The sequence below is a fragment of the Roseovarius lutimaris genome (assembly GCF_900115165.1).
In the GTDB taxonomy this organism is placed as follows: domain Bacteria; phylum Pseudomonadota; class Alphaproteobacteria; order Rhodobacterales; family Rhodobacteraceae; genus Roseovarius; species Roseovarius lutimaris.
In genome coordinates this window covers 1-16,948 of record NZ_FOVP01000023.1, presented here as the reverse complement: position 1 = coordinate 16,948, position 16,948 = coordinate 1, and the positions used below count along the sequence as shown (strand labels likewise).

General features: G+C 60.7%; 17 protein-coding genes. 12 read left to right on the top strand and 5 right to left on the bottom strand.

The features are described 5' to 3' along the window. The first annotated feature begins 36 nt into the window (after positions 1–36). Genes BMZ91_RS17645 through BMZ91_RS17635 form a run of 3 tightly spaced genes read left to right on the top strand, consistent with a single transcriptional unit; the run spans position 37 to position 3,150 of the window. The gene (locus tag BMZ91_RS17645; protein ID WP_092841673.1) at positions 37–1,119 is read left to right on the top strand and encodes an ABC transporter permease; all 1,083 of its coding nucleotides are present in this window, start codon (positions 37–39) and stop codon (positions 1,117–1,119) included. Continuing rightward, positions 1,119–2,039, top strand: coding sequence for an ABC transporter permease (locus BMZ91_RS17640; RefSeq protein ID WP_092841671.1), 921 nt, complete (start codon positions 1,119–1,121; stop codon positions 2,037–2,039). Before BMZ91_RS17645 ends, BMZ91_RS17640 begins: the two co-directional genes overlap by 1 nt. A gap of 37 nt (positions 2,040–2,076) precedes the next feature. Next, entirely contained in the window at positions 2,077–3,150 is a 1,074-nt protein-coding gene (locus BMZ91_RS17635) for a BMP family ABC transporter substrate-binding protein (RefSeq protein ID WP_092841712.1), read from the top strand. Between the two features lie 123 nt (positions 3,151–3,273). On the opposite strand, the gene BMZ91_RS17630 is transcribed toward BMZ91_RS17635, so the two are convergent. Both BMZ91_RS17630 and BMZ91_RS17625 read right to left on the bottom strand, forming a co-directional pair. Next, positions 3,274–4,011, bottom strand: coding sequence for a CDP-alcohol phosphatidyltransferase family protein (locus BMZ91_RS17630; protein ID WP_092841669.1), 738 nt, complete (start codon positions 4,009–4,011; stop codon positions 3,274–3,276). Next, the gene (locus BMZ91_RS17625) at positions 4,008–4,730 is read right to left on the bottom strand and encodes a phosphatidylserine decarboxylase (RefSeq protein ID WP_281243390.1); all 723 of its coding nucleotides are present in this window, start codon (positions 4,728–4,730) and stop codon (positions 4,008–4,010) included. Before BMZ91_RS17625 ends, BMZ91_RS17630 begins: the two co-directional genes overlap by 4 nt. A 90-nt stretch (positions 4,731–4,820) precedes the next feature. On the opposite strand from BMZ91_RS17625, the gene BMZ91_RS17620 reads away from it, so the two are divergent. From BMZ91_RS17620 to BMZ91_RS17600, 5 genes are all read left to right on the top strand, one after another. Next, positions 4,821–5,756 carry an aldo/keto reductase gene (locus BMZ91_RS17620; protein WP_092841665.1) on the top strand — a complete coding sequence of 312 codons (936 nt, stop codon included), beginning with the start codon at positions 4,821–4,823 and terminating at the stop codon, positions 5,754–5,756. A 1-nt stretch (position 5,757) separates the two neighbouring features. Continuing rightward, positions 5,758–6,417, top strand: a complete 660-nt coding sequence (locus BMZ91_RS17615) for a DUF938 domain-containing protein (protein ID WP_092841663.1) — start codon at positions 5,758–5,760, stop codon at positions 6,415–6,417. A 71-nt stretch (positions 6,418–6,488) separates the two neighbouring features. Continuing rightward, positions 6,489–6,830, top strand: coding sequence for a carboxymuconolactone decarboxylase family protein (locus BMZ91_RS17610; RefSeq protein WP_092841661.1), 342 nt, complete (start codon positions 6,489–6,491; stop codon positions 6,828–6,830). 101 nt (positions 6,831–6,931) lie between these two features. After that, positions 6,932–7,543 carry a DUF937 domain-containing protein gene (locus tag BMZ91_RS17605; RefSeq protein ID WP_245736455.1) on the top strand — a complete coding sequence of 204 codons (612 nt, stop codon included), beginning with the start codon at positions 6,932–6,934 and terminating at the stop codon, positions 7,541–7,543. Positions 7,544–7,689: 146 nt separating this feature from the next. Further along, the gene (locus BMZ91_RS17600) at positions 7,690–8,436 is read left to right on the top strand and encodes a glycoside hydrolase family 25 protein (RefSeq protein ID WP_092841659.1); all 747 of its coding nucleotides are present in this window, start codon (positions 7,690–7,692) and stop codon (positions 8,434–8,436) included. Positions 8,437–8,587: 151 nt separating this feature from the next. On the opposite strand, the gene BMZ91_RS17595 is transcribed toward BMZ91_RS17600, so the two are convergent. From BMZ91_RS17595 to BMZ91_RS17585, 3 genes are all read right to left on the bottom strand, one after another. Beyond that, positions 8,588–11,095, bottom strand: coding sequence for a GcvT family protein (locus BMZ91_RS17595; protein ID WP_092841657.1), 2,508 nt, complete (start codon positions 11,093–11,095; stop codon positions 8,588–8,590). A 297-nt stretch (positions 11,096–11,392) separates the two neighbouring features. Further along, positions 11,393–12,112 (bottom strand): flavodoxin family protein, encoded by a 720-nt coding sequence (locus BMZ91_RS17590; RefSeq protein WP_092841655.1) that lies wholly within the window; start codon positions 12,110–12,112, stop codon positions 11,393–11,395. A 373-nt stretch (positions 12,113–12,485) separates the two neighbouring features. Next, complete coding sequence (locus tag BMZ91_RS17585) at positions 12,486–13,655, bottom strand: winged helix-turn-helix domain-containing protein (RefSeq protein ID WP_092841653.1); 1,170 nt, start codon at positions 13,653–13,655, stop codon at positions 12,486–12,488. A gap of 137 nt (positions 13,656–13,792) precedes the next feature. Here BMZ91_RS17585 and panB point away from each other — a divergent pair, with 137 nt between their 5' ends. The 4 genes from panB to BMZ91_RS21850 all read left to right on the top strand — a co-directional run. Beyond that, complete coding sequence (gene panB, locus BMZ91_RS17580; protein WP_092841651.1) at positions 13,793–14,617, top strand: 3-methyl-2-oxobutanoate hydroxymethyltransferase; 825 nt, start codon at positions 13,793–13,795, stop codon at positions 14,615–14,617. Beyond that, positions 14,617–15,465: a pantoate--beta-alanine ligase gene (gene panC, locus BMZ91_RS17575; RefSeq protein WP_092841649.1), complete on the top strand. Its 849-nt coding sequence runs from the start codon at positions 14,617–14,619 to the stop codon at positions 15,463–15,465. The genes panB and panC overlap by 1 nt, the downstream gene beginning before the upstream one ends. 181 nt (positions 15,466–15,646) lie before the next feature. Further along, positions 15,647–16,732, top strand: coding sequence for an IS630 family transposase (locus BMZ91_RS17570; RefSeq protein WP_245736453.1), 1,086 nt, complete (start codon positions 15,647–15,649; stop codon positions 16,730–16,732). Beyond that, positions 16,698–16,948: transposase (locus BMZ91_RS21850; protein ID WP_143076383.1), on the top strand; the 251-nt coding region annotated here is incomplete at its 3' end. The genes BMZ91_RS17570 and BMZ91_RS21850, both read left to right, overlap by 35 nt.

Below are 16,948 nucleotides of genomic sequence, written 5' to 3'. Positions count from 1 at the left end.
ATTTGAGTATTTTTGCCAAGAAGAAGGGTGGGCGTCATGCTTAGGCTTGAGAAGCGACCACAGCCCTCGCAGGTCTGGACCTATCTTACGCCGCTTTTGGCGGTGGTGATCACGATGATCATGGGGGCCGCGCTTTTTGCCGCGCTTGGCAAAGACCCGGTTGCGGCGATCACGACGATTTTCTGGGAGCCGCTGTTTGGCGAGTTCGCGTTTTATTACCGGCCGCAGCTTTTGATCAAGGGCGCGCCTCTGGTGTTGATTGCCATTGGCCTGAGCCTTGGGTTTCGCGCCGGAATCTGGAACATCGGCGCTGAGGGGCAATATATCATCGGCGCGCTGACCGGGGCCGGTGTCGGCCTTGCGTTTTACCCGATGGAAAGTTGGGTGATCTTTCCGCTGATGGTGCTGGCAGGCGCGTTTGGCGGGTGGATCTGGGCGATGATCCCGGCGGTTTTGAAGCTGCGCTTTGGCACCAATGAAATCCTTGTGTCGCTGATGCTGGTCTATGTGGCCGAAAAGCTATTGGCGGCGATGGCGCTTGGGCTGATGAAAAACCCCGAGGGCATGGGCTTTCCCGGCTCGCGCAACCTAAGACAATATGACAGCGCGCATAACGCCGAGCTTATCACCGGGTCAGGTATGCATTGGGGGGTGGTGGCGGCAATGATCGCGGTAATCTTTGCCTATATCCTTCTGAACCGGCATATCCTTGGCTATCACATCCGCCTGACCGGGCAGGCGCCGCGCGCCGCGCGCTTTGCCGGGGTCAGGCCTGCGCGCCTTGTGCTGTTCTGTCTGGGCACCTCGGGCGCGCTTGCCGGGCTTGCGGGCATGTTCGAGGTGGCGGGCCCTGCCGGGCAGGTGAGCATTGATTTCAACGTCGGCTATGGGTTTACCGCCATTATCGTTGCCTTTCTCGGCCGATTGCATCCGGTAGGCATCCTTTTGGCCGGGCTTTTGATGGCGCTGACCTATATCGGCGGCGAGTTGGCACAATCCAACCTTGGCCTGCCCGCCGCCGCGATCCAGCTTTTCCAGGGCATGTTGTTGTTCTTTCTGCTGGCGGTGGATGTGTTGACCAATTACCGCATTCGCCTGAGCAGACCGGAGGTCGCGTGATGGAGTTCGGATCAATCAACCCGGTGCTGCTCTTGGCCTCGCTGATGGTGGCGGCAACGCCGATCCTGCTGGCGGCACTTGGCGAACTGGTGGTCGAGCGCGCGGGCGTTCTGAACCTCGGGGTCGAGGGCATGATGATCATTGGCGCGATCTGCGGCTTTGCGGTGGCGGTCAATACCGGCTCGCCGGTTCTTGGCTTTGTCGCGGCGGCGGGTGGAGGGGCGCTCTTGTCGCTATTATTCGCGATCCTGACCCAGTTTGCCCTTGCCAATCAGGTGGCCTCGGGGCTGGCGCTGACGCTATTCGGCTTGGGGCTGAGCGCGCTTTTGGGCCAAGGTTATGTGGGCATCAAGCCACCGCCGATTGGCAAGCTTGATATCCCGCTGCTTGGCGATATTCCGCTCCTCGGGCCGGTTCTGTTTTCCCATGATCTGATGGTTTATTTCGGGCTCACGCTGGTCGTGGCGATCTGGGCAATGCTGAAGTACAGCCGCGCCGGGCTTGTCCTGCGCGCGGTCGGGGAAAACCACGATGCCGCCCATGCGCTTGGCTACAAGGTGGTGCGTATCCGGGTTCTGGCGATCCTGTTCGGCGGTGCCTGCGCTGGGCTTGGCGGCGCCTACATAAGCCTGATCCGCGTGCCGCAATGGACCGAAGGCATGACCGCCGGGGCGGGATGGATCGCGCTTGCGCTGGTGGTTTTCGCCAGTTGGAAGGCCGGACGGGTGTTGCTTGGCGCCTGGATTTTCGGCGGGGTTACAGTGCTTCAGCTCAATCTTCAGGCCGCCGGGATTGCAATTCCCGTCGAATACCTGTCCATGTCGCCTTACCTTATCACGATCCTCGTGCTGGTCATCATGTCTGCGGATCGCTCGCGTGCGCCGGCCTCTTTGGGCCGCATTTTTCATGCCTCGCAATGAGGCGCTGCCAAAATATAACAACAGGGAGACCCCACATATGACCCTCACCAAACTGCTTGCAACCGCCACCCTGGCGCTTGGGCTGGCGACATCCGCGATGGCGCAGGACAAGACCAAGGTCGGCTTTATCTATGTCGGCCCGATCGGCGATGGCGGCTGGACCTATGAGCATGACAAGGGCCGCCTCGCGGTCGAGGCGCATTTCGGCGACAAGGTTGAAACCGTCTATCAGGAGAGCGTGCCCGAGGGCGCCGATGCCGAACGCGCGATCACGCAGATGGCGCTTCAGGGGGCGGACCTGATCTTTACCACCTCGTTTGGCTATATGGAACCGACGCTCGCCGTGGCCGGGAAATTCGGAAACGTGAAATTCGAACACGCCACCGGGTTCAAGACCGCGCCGAACCTCTCGACCTATTCGGCGCGTTTCTACGAGGGGCGCGCGGTACAGGGCCATATTGCGGGCAAGATGACCAAGTCGAATATCATCGGCTATATCGCCTCTTTCCCGATCCCCGAGGTTATTCGCGGCATCAATTCGGCCTATATTCATGCCCGCAAGGTCAACCCCGATGTCGAGTTCAAGATCATCTGGGCCTATACTTGGTTTGATCCCGCCAAAGAGGCCGACGCCGCCACAGCGTTGATCGAACAGGGGGCGGACGTGATCCTGCAACATACCGATTCAACCGCGCCGCAGGCCGCCGCCGAAAAGGCCGGCAATGTCATCACCTTCGGGCAGGCCTCGGATATGGGGGAATATGCCCCGATGCCGCGCGTCAGTTCGATCATCGACAATTGGGCGCCCTATTACATCGCCCGCACCCAAGCGGTGATGGATGGCACATGGGAAAGCGTTCAGACATGGGACGGCATCGGCCCCGGCATGGTTGGCATCGGCGAGATCAGCAGCGCGGTACCCGAAGACATCAAGGCCGAGGCGCTTGCCCTCAAGGCCGCCCTTGCCGACGGCAGCTATCACCCCTTCACCGGCCCGCTGAAGAAGCAGGACGGCAGCGATTGGCTTGCCGAAGGTGAAGCCGCCGATGACGGCACGCTTCTGGGGATGAATTTCTATGTCGAAGGTATCACCGGCGACATCCCCAACTAAGCCTGTCGAACAGGGTAAAAACAACAGCCGCCGGGCGACTGGCGGCTGTTTTCGTTTCTGTGCAAAAGGGCCGATTGCCCGAAATCACTGGCGCTCAGGTCTGCGCGCCGATGCCTGCCCCGGTCAAGCGTCCTTGGGATGCCAGGCGAAAATTGCCCAGATCACAGTGCCCACATAGGCCAGACACATCACGATCAGCGCGGTCCAGGTAAAGATCACCAGCGCAGCCGCGACGCAGGCAAAGCCGAGCAGGAAAAACTTTACATTCTCGCGCGAGATCTTGGTTTTCTTGAACGACCAGATCGGCACCGGCGAAATCATCAGAAGGCCCACCCCGGCCATGTAAAGCCCGATCAGCGGCGCGGGTGGTGTCGACATGCCCGGAATGGCAAAGGTGACAAACATCGGCAACATCGCCAGAAGCGCGCCCGCAGGCGACGGCAGCCCCTCGAAATAGGCCCCCGATCCGCCCTTGGTGTCCTCGGACTTGGCCGAAACATTGAACCGCGCCAACCGCATCACACAGCAGACCGCAAAGAACAGTACCGCGATCCAGCCGGCCTGACGCGCCACATCCTGAAGGCCCCAGTAATACACCACCAGCGGCGCCGCGACGCCGAAGTTGAGGAAATCGGCAAGCGAATCCAGCTCGGCGCCCATCGCGCTGCTGCTGCGCAAAAGCCGCGCCAGCCGCCCGTCAAGCCCGTCAAGAACCCCCGCGATCAGCAAGAGCTGCACCGCGCGCACGAAATCGCCCTGCACCCCAAGCCGAATGGCGGTGATGCCGGCACAAATGGCCGCCACCGTAAGCATGTTCGGCAACAGCTGTGCCAGAGTGACCTCTTTGCGGGGGGTGGTCATTTCGCGGGCCCTTTGACGGCGCTCAGCTCTGCAATTACGGTTTCGCCGGCGATCATGGTTTGGCCAACGCGCACCTGCGGCTGTACCCCGTCTGGCAAATAGACATCAAGCCGCGAGCCAAAGCGGATCAGGCCAAAGCGTTCGCCGCGCTTGAGAGTGGCCTCTTTGTCGACAAAGCACACGATCCGGCGCGCCACGAGGCCGGCGATCTGCACAACCGGCAACAGCCGCCCATCGGCCATCTCGATCACCACGCCATTGCGTTCATTGTCTGCGCTGGCCTTGTCGAGCGAGGCGTTGAGAAACTTGCCGGGACGATAGGCCACGGCCTGCACCCGCCCCGCCACCGGCGCGCGGTTAATGTGACAGTTGAACACGCTCATGAACACGCTTACCCGCGTCAGCGGGGTATCGGGCAGGCCAAGCTCGCTTGGTGGCACCGCCGGTTCGATCAGCGACACCATGCCGTCGGCCGGGCTGATGATCAGATCGGGGCGTTCGGGCGTCACGCGCTCGGGGTCGCGAAAGAAATAATAGCACCAGATCGTCAGCCCAAGACCGGCCCAGCCCAGCACATCCCAGACCATGAACAGCACCAGCGTGATCGCGGCAAAGATCGCCACGAATTTGCGCCCCTCGGGGTGCATCGGCTTGATAAAGGTTTCGTGCATTTTCATGGCAGTGTGTTCCTTGCGGGGATCGGGGCGGGGATCGGGCAACGTTTCCCTCGCCTAAGCCGCCTGACCCCGAGTTTCAAGCAACAAGGTAGCATCTTCCCTTTGGATATGCACCGTGGCACAGTTCGCGACATGACAAACACACTGACATCCCCCGATGGAACCCCGGCAAGCCGCTTTGCCTTTGGCACCATGCAATTTGGCGGTCTCGCCGATGAGGCCGAAAGCCGCGCCATGTTCGAGGCAAGCCTTGACGCGGGCATCACCCATTTCGACACCGCGCATCTCTATAACGACGGCGCCTCCGAGACCCTTTTGGGCAGGTTCATCCCCGGCCATCGAGAGCGCCTGATCATTGCGACAAAGGCGGGCTATGCCGGGGGCGCGGGGCGCGACAATCTGCTGGCGCAATTCGATACCTCACGCAAGCGGCTTGGGCTCGATCATGTCGATATCCTCTATCTGCACCGCTTTGACGCGGCGACGGACCTTAACGAGACTTTGGAAACCTTCGCGCTTTTGAAATCGCGCGGCCAGATTGGCCATGTCGGCCTGTCAAACTTTGCCGCATGGCAGGTGATGAAGGCCGCCTGTATCGCCGCCACATTCGATCTGCGGATCTCGATCCTTCAGCCGATGTACAATCTCGTCAAGCGTCAGGCCGAGGTCGAGATTATGCCGATGTGCGCCGCCGAAGACATCGCCGTCGCGCCCTATTCGCCACTGGCGGGCGGGCTCTTGACTGGCAAATATGCCAGTGGCGGCACCGGGCGCCTGACCGACAATGACCGCTACGCCGCGCGCTATGGGCTTGACTGGATGCACAACGCCGCGCGTGATCTGGCGGCGATTGCGACCCGGATGGGCCTGCACCCCGCGACGCTGGCCGCCGCCTGGGCCGCGCGCCACCCGGCCGGGCCGATGCCGATCCTGTCGGCGCGCTCCGCCGAACAGCTTGCGCCCTCCCTTGCCGCAACCGGTTTCGACATGGACGACGCGCTTTACGCCCGCCTTTGCGCGCTAAGCCCCACGCCCGCCCCCGCCACCGACCGGCTTGAGGAGGCCTGAGATGACAACCCGCCGCCCCCTTCCCGAAACCGCCTCGGTCGCGCATCAGGTCACCGGAGCGCGCCTGTCGGCGCCTTCGGCAGAGCGCAATGCGCCCGCGATCACGCAGGCCCTGCAAGGTATCGCGCCCTCGTCGGGGCGCGCGCTTGAGATCGCCAGCGGCACGGGCCAGCACATGCTGCACTTCGCCGCCGCCTTGCCCGGCTTGATCTGGCAACCGAGCGAGATTGACCCCGCGCGGCGCGCCAGTATCGACGCCTATGCAGGCGACGCTGCCCTGCCCAACCTGCGCGCCGCAATCGCGCTTGATGCCACCGCCGATGGCTGGGGCGCGCGCCATGGCGGTCAGGATCTGATAGTGCTGATCAACCTCTTGCACCTGATAAGCGCCCCCGAGGCGCAAACCCTGATCAAGCAAGCCGCTCTGGCGCTTGCGCCAAACGGGCGCTTCGTGATCTACGGCCCGTTTCTGCGCGATGGGGCCGCCACCTCCGAGGGCGACGCCCGGTTTCATGCCAGCCTCTGCGCGCAAGACCCCGAGATCGGTTATAAGGATCTGGCCGATGTCATGGGTTGGCTGCAAGCGGCTGGCCTTGACCCGGTCAAGACTCTGGAGATGCCCGCCAACAACCTCATGCTGGTCGCCGAGCGGCGCGCCTGATCTGGATCAAGGCCAGCCTGCGTCGCGCAGGGCTAGGGTCACGGCGAAGCAACTTATTACAAGGCACTGCCATGATCTGGACCGACACCCTAAGCAATACCCGCACGGATTTGCGCGCCCTCAACGCGCTGATCCCCGACACCGCCCGCGCCTTTGGCGGGCTTGGCAAGGCGGTGAAAGAAGGCGGCACGCTTGATTTCAAGACCAAGGAATTCGTCGCCCTCGGCATTGCGGTCGCCACCAAATGCGAGCCCTGCATCGCGCTTCACATCGAGGCGCTGATCAAGACCGGGGCGACGCGCGCAGAAATCGGCGACGTCATCGCCATGTGCATTCAGATGGGGGGCGGCCCGGCGATGATGTATGCCGCCAAGGCCCTGGCGTGCTATGATGAACTCAGTGCATCCGGGTGATCGGGCGCAGAATGCGTGACCTTTTCGGGAATTCCCCTTTGTGGGCTGCGGCTTTCGTGTTTGGCTAGCAACCAAATTGTATCAGTAGAGAGGATCCCCCCATGTCGATCATGAAGCTTCTGCAACAGGCCCAGGGCGGTCAGGGCATTTCCCAGCTGGCCGCACAGCTTGGTCTGGACGAGGCCAAGGCCAACCAGCTGACCGGAATGCTGGCCCCGGTCATCGGCTCGGCGGCGAAACAGCGTGCCGAAAGCGGCGGTCTTGACAGCGTGCTTGGCGCGCTGCGCGGTGAGGATCAGGCGCCGATGTTCGAGGATGCAACCGTCGCCGCAAGCGCCGCCGGTCAGCAACAGGGCCTGGCCTTTCTCGAAAGCCTGATGGGTGGTCAGCAAGACGCACAGGGCCTCGCCGCCGAGGCCGCAAGCCGCGTCGGCGTTGATCAAAGCACCGTGGCGCAATTTCTTCCGGCGATTGCCGCTATGGTGCAGGGCGGGTTGCAAAAACAGATGCCCGACAGCTCGATCGACGGGATGATGCAGGCGTTTTCCGGCGGCAGTCAGGGCGGCGGCCTGATGGGCATGGTCGGCGGTTGGCTTGGCGGCGGCAAGGCGGGCGCCCAGGGCGGGCCGGATCTGTCGATGCTGACCTCGATGCTGGACGCCGATGGCGATGGTTCGGTTTTGGATGATGTGATGGGGAAATTCATGCGCTAAACCAGCGGGTCGTGTCGCGCCCGTCTTGCGCAAACACTTGATCGGCAGGTGTAGGGTGGGTGAAACCCACGCTCCTGGCGAGCCCACAAGGTGCAGGGCCGTGGGTTTCACCCACCCTACATGTGCCTGTCAAACAGAGGTGCCGCATGGTCCGCGTATTTTTGCTAAGCTTGATTTTGCTCTCGCTCGCCCTGCCCGGACAGGCGGGCTATCGTTTTGGCGACAACGCCCCGGTGGTCTGGACCGGGCGCGCGCCTGACAGCTACGGGGTTCACGGGCTTGACGTCGCCCGGTTTCAGGATCGGATCGACTGGCGCAAGGCCAAACGCGCGGGCGTGGAGTTTGTCTTTATCAAGGCCACCGAGGGCGGCGATTTCTTTGATCCGATGTTTGCCGATCACTGGGGTGGCGCACGGCGCGCGGGCATCCCGCGCGGCGCCTATCACTTTTATTACTTCTGTCGCCCGGCCAAGGAACAGGCGGCCTGGTTCATTCAAAATGTCCCGCGTCGCCGTGGCACCCTGCCGCCGGTGCTGGACATGGAATGGAACCCGCATTCGCCAACCTGCGTCAAACGCCCCCCGGCACAAGAAGTCCGCCGTCAGGCGCGGATTTTCCTGACCTTGGTCGAAAAGCACTACGGCCAGCGCCCGATCATCTATACCACGCCGGAGTTTTATCGCCAGAACCAGATGGGCAAGTTACCGGGCGTCGAATTCTGGCTGCGCTCTACCGCAAAGTCGCTGGAGCAGGTTTATCCCGACCAACACTGGAAATTCTGGCAATATACCGGCACCGGCCTCGTTCCGGGTGTCACCGGCGGCGTTGATGTCAATGTCTTCAACGGCAGCCGCGGTGAGTGGCAAAAATGGCTGCGGTCGCACAGGCGCTGAACGCGGTTTTTCAAAATTGAGCGGCTGCGCCGCGCAGTTTCCGGTTTTGATGAGGGGTTTCACCCCTCAAACTCCCCGAGGATATTTTCGGCCAGAAGAAACAGAGGCCGGAGTGTATCCCCCGGCCCCGTCTTTGTGATCCTTGGTCTGATCAGCCGTCCTTGCGGATGGTCTCGTTTTTTGGGTCATAGGGGCTATCGACGGTCACCTCGGCATCCCAAAGCCGGTCAAGGATTTTGACCTTGAGCCTGGTGCCCGGCGCGGTGTGTTCGGGTTTGACATACCCCATGCCTATGGATTTTCCAAAGGCCACCGAATAGCCCCCCGAAGTCAATCGGCCAACGCGCGCGCCCTCGGGCGTGTAGAGCACTTCGCGGCCCCATGGGTCGGCATCCTCTGGCCCGTCGATCAAAAGCGTGCAGCATTTTGAACGCACGCCGGTCTGGACCATCGCATCCTTGCCGTGGAACTCTTTCTCAAGGTCGACAAAGCGCGGCAGATCGGCCTCGAGAGGGGTTGCGTCGCGCCCCAACTCGTTGCCGAAGGCGCGGTAGGATTTCTCCTGTCGGAGCCAGTTTTGAGCCCGCGCGCCAACCAGTTTCATCCCGTGTTTTTCACCGGCCTTTTCGAGCAGATCGAACAGATAATTCTGCATTTCGATCGGGTGGTGCAATTCCCAGCCAAGCTCGCCGGTATAGGCGACGCGGATGGCGTTGACCGGGCACATGCCCAGCTCGATCTTGCGCGCGGTCAGCCAGGGAAACCGCTTGTTGCTCAGCGCTGTGTCGGGATCGGCGTCCTTGATCACCGCGCGCAGGACATCGCGCGATTTGGGGCCGGCGATGGCAAACACGCCCCATTGGGTGGTCACGTCCTGAATTTCGATATAGCCGAATTCGGGGGCTTTGTCCTCGGCCGCCTTGCGCAGATAATCGGCGTCATATTCCGTCCAGGCGCCGGCCGAGACGAGGTAATAATTATCCTCGCCATTGCGCACGATGGTGTACTCGGTGCGCGTCGTGCCCTTGCCGGTCAGCGCATAGGTCAGGTTGATCCGCCCGACTTTCGGCAGCTTGTTGCAGGTGAACCAATCAAGGAACGCCGTCGCGCCGGGGCCCTTGACCACATGCTTGGTAAAGGCCGAGGCGTCGATCAGGCCAACGCCTTCGCGGATCGCGCGGGCCTCTTCCACCGCATGTTGCCACCAGCCGCCGCGACGGAAGCTGCGCGCGTCATGGTCAAAGTTCTCGGGCGCGTCGAGCGGGCCGAAATAATTCGGGCGCTCCCAGCCATTCACAAACCCAAATTGCGCGCCGCGTGCTTTCTGGCGGTCATAGGCCGGCACCGTGCGCAGCGGTCGACAGGCCGGGCGTTCCTCGTCGGGATGGTGCAGGATATAGACGTGATCATAGCATTCTTCGTTCTTGCGCGCGGCAAATTCGGTGGTCATCCAGTTTTGGCTGTAGCGTTTGGGATCGAGCGACGCCATGTCGATCTCGGCCTCGCCATCGACCATAAGCTGCGCCAGATAATAGCCCGTGCCACCCGCGGCGGTGATGCCAAAGCTAAAGCCCTCGGCCAGCCACATATTGCGCAGCCCCGGCGCCGGACCGACCAGCGGATTGCCATCGGGCGTATAGCAGATCGGCCCGTTGAAATCGTCCTTGAGGCCAGAGTCTTCACAGGACGGCACCCGGTGGATCATCGCCATGTACTGTTCTTCGATCCGCTCAAGATCGAGCGGGAACAGGTCCGCGCGAAAGCTGTCGGGCACGCCGTACTCAAAGCAGGCCGGTGCATTTTTCTCATAGACACCCAGGATCCAGCCGCCGCGCTCTTCGCGCACATAAGATTGCGCATCGGCGTCACGCACGACGGGGTGCTCCTGCCCGCCATTGGCACGGTATTCGACCAATGCCGGGTCCTTGTCCATGACGATAAACTGATGCTCGACCGGGATCGCGGGGATCTTGATGCCAAGCTTTCTGGCGGTGGTCTGGGCGTGGTTGCCCGAGGCCGTGACCACATGCTCGGCGGTGATGGTGATCTGCTCGTCGCCGGGCACAAGGTTGCCGCCCTTTTCCACCATCCTGGTACAGGTCACCTCCCAATGGGTGCCGGTCCAGTGAAACGCATCCGCCTGCCATTTGCGCTCGATCATCACGCCGCGCTGACGCGCGCCCTTGGCCATCGCCTGGGTCACATCGGCGGGGTTAATATAGCCGTCGGTGCTGTGATAGATCGCGCCTTCAAGATCCTCGGTATTGATCAGTGGCCAGCGGGCCTTGATCTCATCGGGGGTCAGCCACTCATAGGGCACACCACAGGTTTCGGCGGTCGAGGCATAAAGCATATACTCATCCATCCGTTCCTTGGTCTGGGCCATGCGCAGGTTGCCGACCACGGCAAAACCGGCGTTAAGGCCGGTTTCCGCTTCAAGCGTCTTGTAGAAATCGACCGAATATTTGTGAATATGGGTGGTGGCATAGGACATGTTGAACAAGGGTAAAAGGCCGGCGGCATGCCATGTGCTGCCGCTGGTTAGCTCGTCGCGCTCAAGCAGCATGACATCCGCCCACCCGGCGCGCGCCAGATGATAGGCAATCGAGGTCCCGACGGCGCCACCGCCGACGACCAGGGCTTTGACATTGGTTTTCATGAGCTGCGACTCCCTTGGTGCATGCGTTGCCCGATATTTATCAATCCTGCATAACCGCGCACAGCCCAGCCGACACAAGAGCGCGCAAAACCGACGCATGCCCCGATATCATCGGTCGGTTGGGCCTTGGGGGGCGTCCGCATGTCCGCATGAAAGGGCGATCCGTCGCAAAGCAGCGGACAAATGTCAGCTCAGAACTCATTGTTACCAATGCTGCAAACCGTACAAAGTACTGCTATCATGAGAAGCGCATAAGCCTATCCTGTGATGTTGATTCCTGAGGCAAGAGAATCTAAATCAACTTCGGTATTCTGGGTTCTCAAAACCAAACCGTGCACCCGCCGCCCAAGCATTTCGATCATTCCCCTGATTTGAGTATCCACCGGCGTTTTTCAGCATCCGCGCCAAGTGCATCAGGTTCCATGTCATAATAGTGGTGTTCCGTTGCGTAAATTCGTTGTCGAATCCAACCAGACTGCCATCATCTTTTTTGTCGCCATATGAAGGGCCTGGCCCCGCCTCTCCGATCCAGCCACAATCAGCTTGGGGTGGGATCGTGTAGCCCAGATGGCTCATTGCGTAACCGATTGTCATTGCGGCATGTTTGATACCGTCCTCGTTGCCCGTAACCACGCAACCCGCGGCTTTACCATAAAAAACTGACTGGCCTTTGTCGTTCAACTCGCCGGACATGCCGTACAGGCGCTCGATCAATACCCGACAAACCGAGGATTCTTCACCCAACCACAGCGGTGTGCCGATGACGAGGATGTCAGCTGCGAGGACCATTCTCCAAATATTGGGCCAATCATCTTTATCCCATCCATGGTCTGTCATGTCGGGATAAACGCCGGGTGGTATTTGGTGGCTAAGCATATGCAAATGCTCGACCGATACACCTTGCTCCGCCATGATATTTCCCGATGCATTCATCAGCAACTTGGTATGGCTTTCAGATGGTTCACGCTTGAGAGATGTATTGATGAAAAGTGCTTGAAGCTCGGAGAATTCTGTCATTGAGGTGACCTTCCATTAGATTTTGCTCAGTCATGAAGCTTGACCATTGCATCATGAACGATACGAGGGGCCAAAATTGGCGACTGTGATGGTTTTACTCAACTTGCTGAATTTTCTTTGTATTCGAAATTGAGGAACTTGACTAACCGGCATGTCATTTCCCTGCAAATTGTAGGATTTGCACATCTGACTTGAGACCTCCCGTTCATACAGCGGGTTACTTCCTCTTATTGGCCGTTTCATGTCTAGAGGTTCTGGAAGGCGCTGGCGCACGTAAAGCGGCCATTGGCGCCCGATCTGCAAATTAACACTTAGTCCCGCAAAGCCGCCACCATCACCCCCGCACCATGCGGCGCGCTCGCCACAAGGGTGCTCAGGCCGGGCGCGAGACGTCCCAGCGAATATCGGTGATCCCGGCCAGCCGGGCAAAGCGGCGCAATTCGAGGTCCAGCCGCTCACACCGCCCGATGCCCCATTTCACGCCCGGCTCGGGCCAGAACCCGGTGACCGCCATCCAGTTTGCCGCGCGGTCCGCTTTGATCTCGATCCGGCCAACAAATGTATCGCCCTCAAGCAGCGGATAGACGTAATAGCCCCATATCCGCTGGTTTTGCGGCACGAACATCTCGTTGCGATACTGAAACCCGAACAGCCGCAAAAGCCGGTTGCGATCCCGGATCGCCGGATCGAACGGGTTGAGAAGACGCAGACGCCGCGCGACGGGTACGCAGGCAGCCAGGCGCACCTCGATATCCGGTAGGGCCCAGGCCTTTTGCCGCGTGCCATCCGCGCCGGTCACCGCCACATCGACAAGGCGGCGTCGCGCGAGCCAATCGCGCACCTCTGGCGCGCTTGCCACGCCCCAGAATCGCTGTATCTCGCCGGGCGTGGCGATCACCAACCGCTCCAGCGCCTGATCGCACAGCCAACCGATTTGATCCCGCGCGGGTGGGCAATCGGCCGCGATATCGGGAAAAACCCGTTCACCGAGATCGTAGAACTTGACGAATTTCTCACGGTGGCTGGTCGCCAGATCGCCGGCATACCACATCTGATCCAGCACCTTTTTATGCGGCGGGCGCGCCCACATCTCGCGGCTTATGGTGCGGCTGTCAAAGGCATGGGTCGAAAGCGGCCCTTCGGCCTCGATCCGGTCACGGATGGCGCGCACCTCGTCTTTTGCAAGCCCCGAACGATACCAATCGTTGGTCGCCGCCTTTTGCCCCAGACGGCGAAACTGTTCCTGCCAGTTGGGCAGAACCTCTATCGGGATAAGCGAGGCATCATGGGTGAAATGTTCAAACACCAGCCGCTTTTGACCCAGAAGCGGCCAAAGCATCGTCTCGCGATAGCGCGGGGCGCGGCTCCATAAGATGTGGTGATGGGCGCGGGTCACATTGCGGATCGTGTCGATCTGCACAAAGCCAAGTGCGCGGATCATCGCCGCCACATCCGGCAGCCCCGCCATCGGCGCTGCGCCCAACCCATTGACCGCAAGCCAAAGTCGGCGCGCATCGCGATTGGAAATCTCCAGCGCGCTCATCGCGGCACATATCCATAAAATGGCAGTCGGCGCATTGCGCTTGGTCCTTCTGCTGTTCAGGACGCAACAGAACAGTAGATTTCACCCGGCGCAATTGCTAGTCTGCGCTGCAATGCAGAAACAAGCCGGACAGACCCATGAGCGCAACAGCCCGAAAATCCGCCCCCCTGCCCGATGATATCCGGGCGATGAAGGGCGGCCCCCCGATTGTCAGCCTGACCGCCTATACCACGCCGATGGCCCAGATGATGGATGCGCATTGCGACTTCGTGCTTGTCGGTGACAGCGTCGGCATGGTGCTGCATGGCCTGCCCTCGACGCTTGGCGTGACCATGGAAATGATGATCCTGCACGGCAAGGCGGTGGCACGCGGGTTGAGCCGCGCGATGATGGTGCTCGACATGCCGTTCGGCTCTTACGAGGAATCGCCGCAACAGGCCTTTGCAAATGCCGCGCGGCTTATGGCCGAGACCGGCGCCGGCGCGATCAAGCTTGAAGGTGGTCGTCATATGGCCGAGACAATCGCCTTTCTGGTGGCGCGCGGCGTGCCGGTGATGGCGCATATCGGCCTGACGCCGCAATCCATCAACACGCTTGGCGGCTATAGGGTTCAGGGCCGCGGCGATGCCGCCGAGGCGCTTATGGGCGATGCCCGCGCGGTAAGCGAGGCCGGCGCCTTTTCCGTCGTGCTTGAAAAAGTGCCCGCCGCCCTCGCCGATCAGATCACCGCAGAGATTCCCATTCCGACCATCGGCATCGGCGCCTCTGTGAACTGTGACGGGCAAATACTTGTGGTCGACGACATGCTCGGCCTGTTCACGGCGTTCAAACCGAAATTCGTGAAACGCTACGCTTCCCTTGGCACCGATGGTGAGGCGGCGATTGCCAGCTATGCCCAAGAGGTGCGCGCACGTGCCTTTCCCGGCCCCGAACATACCTTTGCAGATAAGGCCCCGACCTGATGCCAGCCCCCATTCTGCGCCAGCTTGACATGCTGCGTGACACCACCCTGCCCTGGCGCCTTGCCGGTGAGACAATCGGCGTCGTGCCGACAATGGGCGCGCTGCATGACGGGCACCTGTCGCTGGTCGAGGCGGCCAAGGCGGCCTGTGACCGGGTGATCGTGACGATTTTTGTCAACCCGATGCAATTCAACACGCCCGAAGACCTTGAGAACTATCCCCGCACCGAGCATGACGACGCCCGCAAGCTCGAACGCTTTGACGTCGACGCGCTTTATGTGCCCGACGGGCCACAGATGTATCCCGACGGGTTTTCGAGCAAGGTCACGGTGTCGGGGCTGACCGATGTGCTGTGCGGGGCGCATCGACCGGGGCATTTCGACGGGGTCGCCACGGTGGTGGCCAAGCTGTTCCTGCAAACCTCGGCCAGCGACGCGTTCTTTGGCGAGAAAGATTTTCAGCAGCTTCAGATCGTGCGCCGCATGGCACGCGATCTCGACATTCCCATCACGGTGCATGGCTGTCCCACCATCCGCGAGATTGACGGGCTGGCGATGTCCTCGCGCAACCTGCTGCTCTCGGATCGCGCCCGCGTCACCGCCCCGCGCCTGCACGAGGAAATGGAAACCTTGGCCGCCGCCCTCCTCGCGGGCGAGGCATTTGCCCCGCTGCAAGCGGCCGCGATCAGACGCCTGGAACTGGCCGGCTTCACCAAAGTCGAATACCTGGAAATGCGCGCCAACGACGACCTCAGCCTGCTCGATACCCCGACACGCCCCGCCCGCCTTTTGGCCGCCGCCTGGCTTGCCGGGGTGCGCCTGATTGACAACATCGCGGTCGAGGCCTGAGCCCGCTTTCATCTTTCCATAAATACTCCCGCCGGAGGCACCTGTGGTTGGCCCCGGATGCCTCCGGTGGGAGTATTGTCAAGTTAGAAAGCTGATACTTATCAGTACTATACACAGAGTCTTCGGGCAACCGAATTTTTGACGGGTTGACGTCTGGGCCAGGAGTGCTTCAGGTACGTGCATGATCCGTCCCGGCTTTCTTTCCTCAACAGAGCGCCTTGAGCTTGAGGCCTGCGTTGGCAGTCAGCGCGAGGATCATGGCATTGCACGGCGGGCGAATGCGATCCTGTTGCTGGATGACGGCAAGTCCTGCCAGGTGATAGCCGAATTTCTCTACCTTGATGACGATACCATTCGCGGCTGGTACAAGACCTACCGAGAGAGCAGTTGGGACGCGCTTGCCGTCGATGGCTGGAAGGGTGGCCAGTCCCGTATGACGTCAGCACAGGAAGCTGCGTTATGCACTTGGCTGGAAGGACGCTTCTGCCGCTCGACGGTTGAGATCAGATCGCACATCGCGTCTAAATTTTGCTTGGAATATTCACATTCCGGCTGCATCAAGCTTCTGGCCCGGTTGGAGTTCGAGTACCGCAAGCCCAAGGCCCTGCCACGGGTTGCATCTGCCGAAAAGCAGGCTGCGTTCATCGCGATGTACGAACGGCTGGTGAGTAAGATGAGCATGGATGAAGCCGTCTATTTCGCTGATGCTGTGCATCCCGAATACCAGACTAAACCCGGCTTCGGCTGGGTTAAGACCGGGTCAAACCCAGCGGTCACGACCACGGCAGGACGTGGCCGAGTGAACATCCATGGTGCGCTCAACCTTGAAACCTTCGACGCGCCCTTTGTCGAACCAACCACCGTCGATGGGGGCAGCGCCGCGCCGCTTCTCGCCAAGATCGAGGCCCGCAACCCCGACAAGCGCATTATTCATGTGATCTGGGACAACGCCGCCTACCATAAAGGACCAGACGTCAGGGCTTTCCTCGCAAGGCCAGACTGCAGAATCCACCTGATCCAGCTGCCACCGTATTGCCCGCACCTTAACCCCATTGAACGATTATGGGCCGTCATGCACCAGCAGGTGACGCACAACCGACATTACCCCACCCAAAAACAGTTCGCGAATGCGATCCTGAAGTTCTTCCGGGAAATCATCCCAAATGAGAGGTGGTCGCGGAAATTCGGACCAGACGTTAAGGTGGATCGCATGATGAAAGTGACGATCCAAAATGAAGAAACGAAAGAACCATTCGCCGGATTTTAAGGCCAAGGTTGCTCTTGAAGCGATCCGTGAGGAGATGACGCTTGCCGAGCTGTCCAAGAAATACAGCGTGCATCCGACGCAGATTGGGACGTGGAAACGCGCGGCGATAGAAAACATGGCGGCGGCCTTTACGCGCCAAGGTTCAGCGCCTGAACGGGTTAGTGCCGCTGATGTCGACAAACTGCATTCCAAGATCGGCCAGCTTGTTGTGGAACG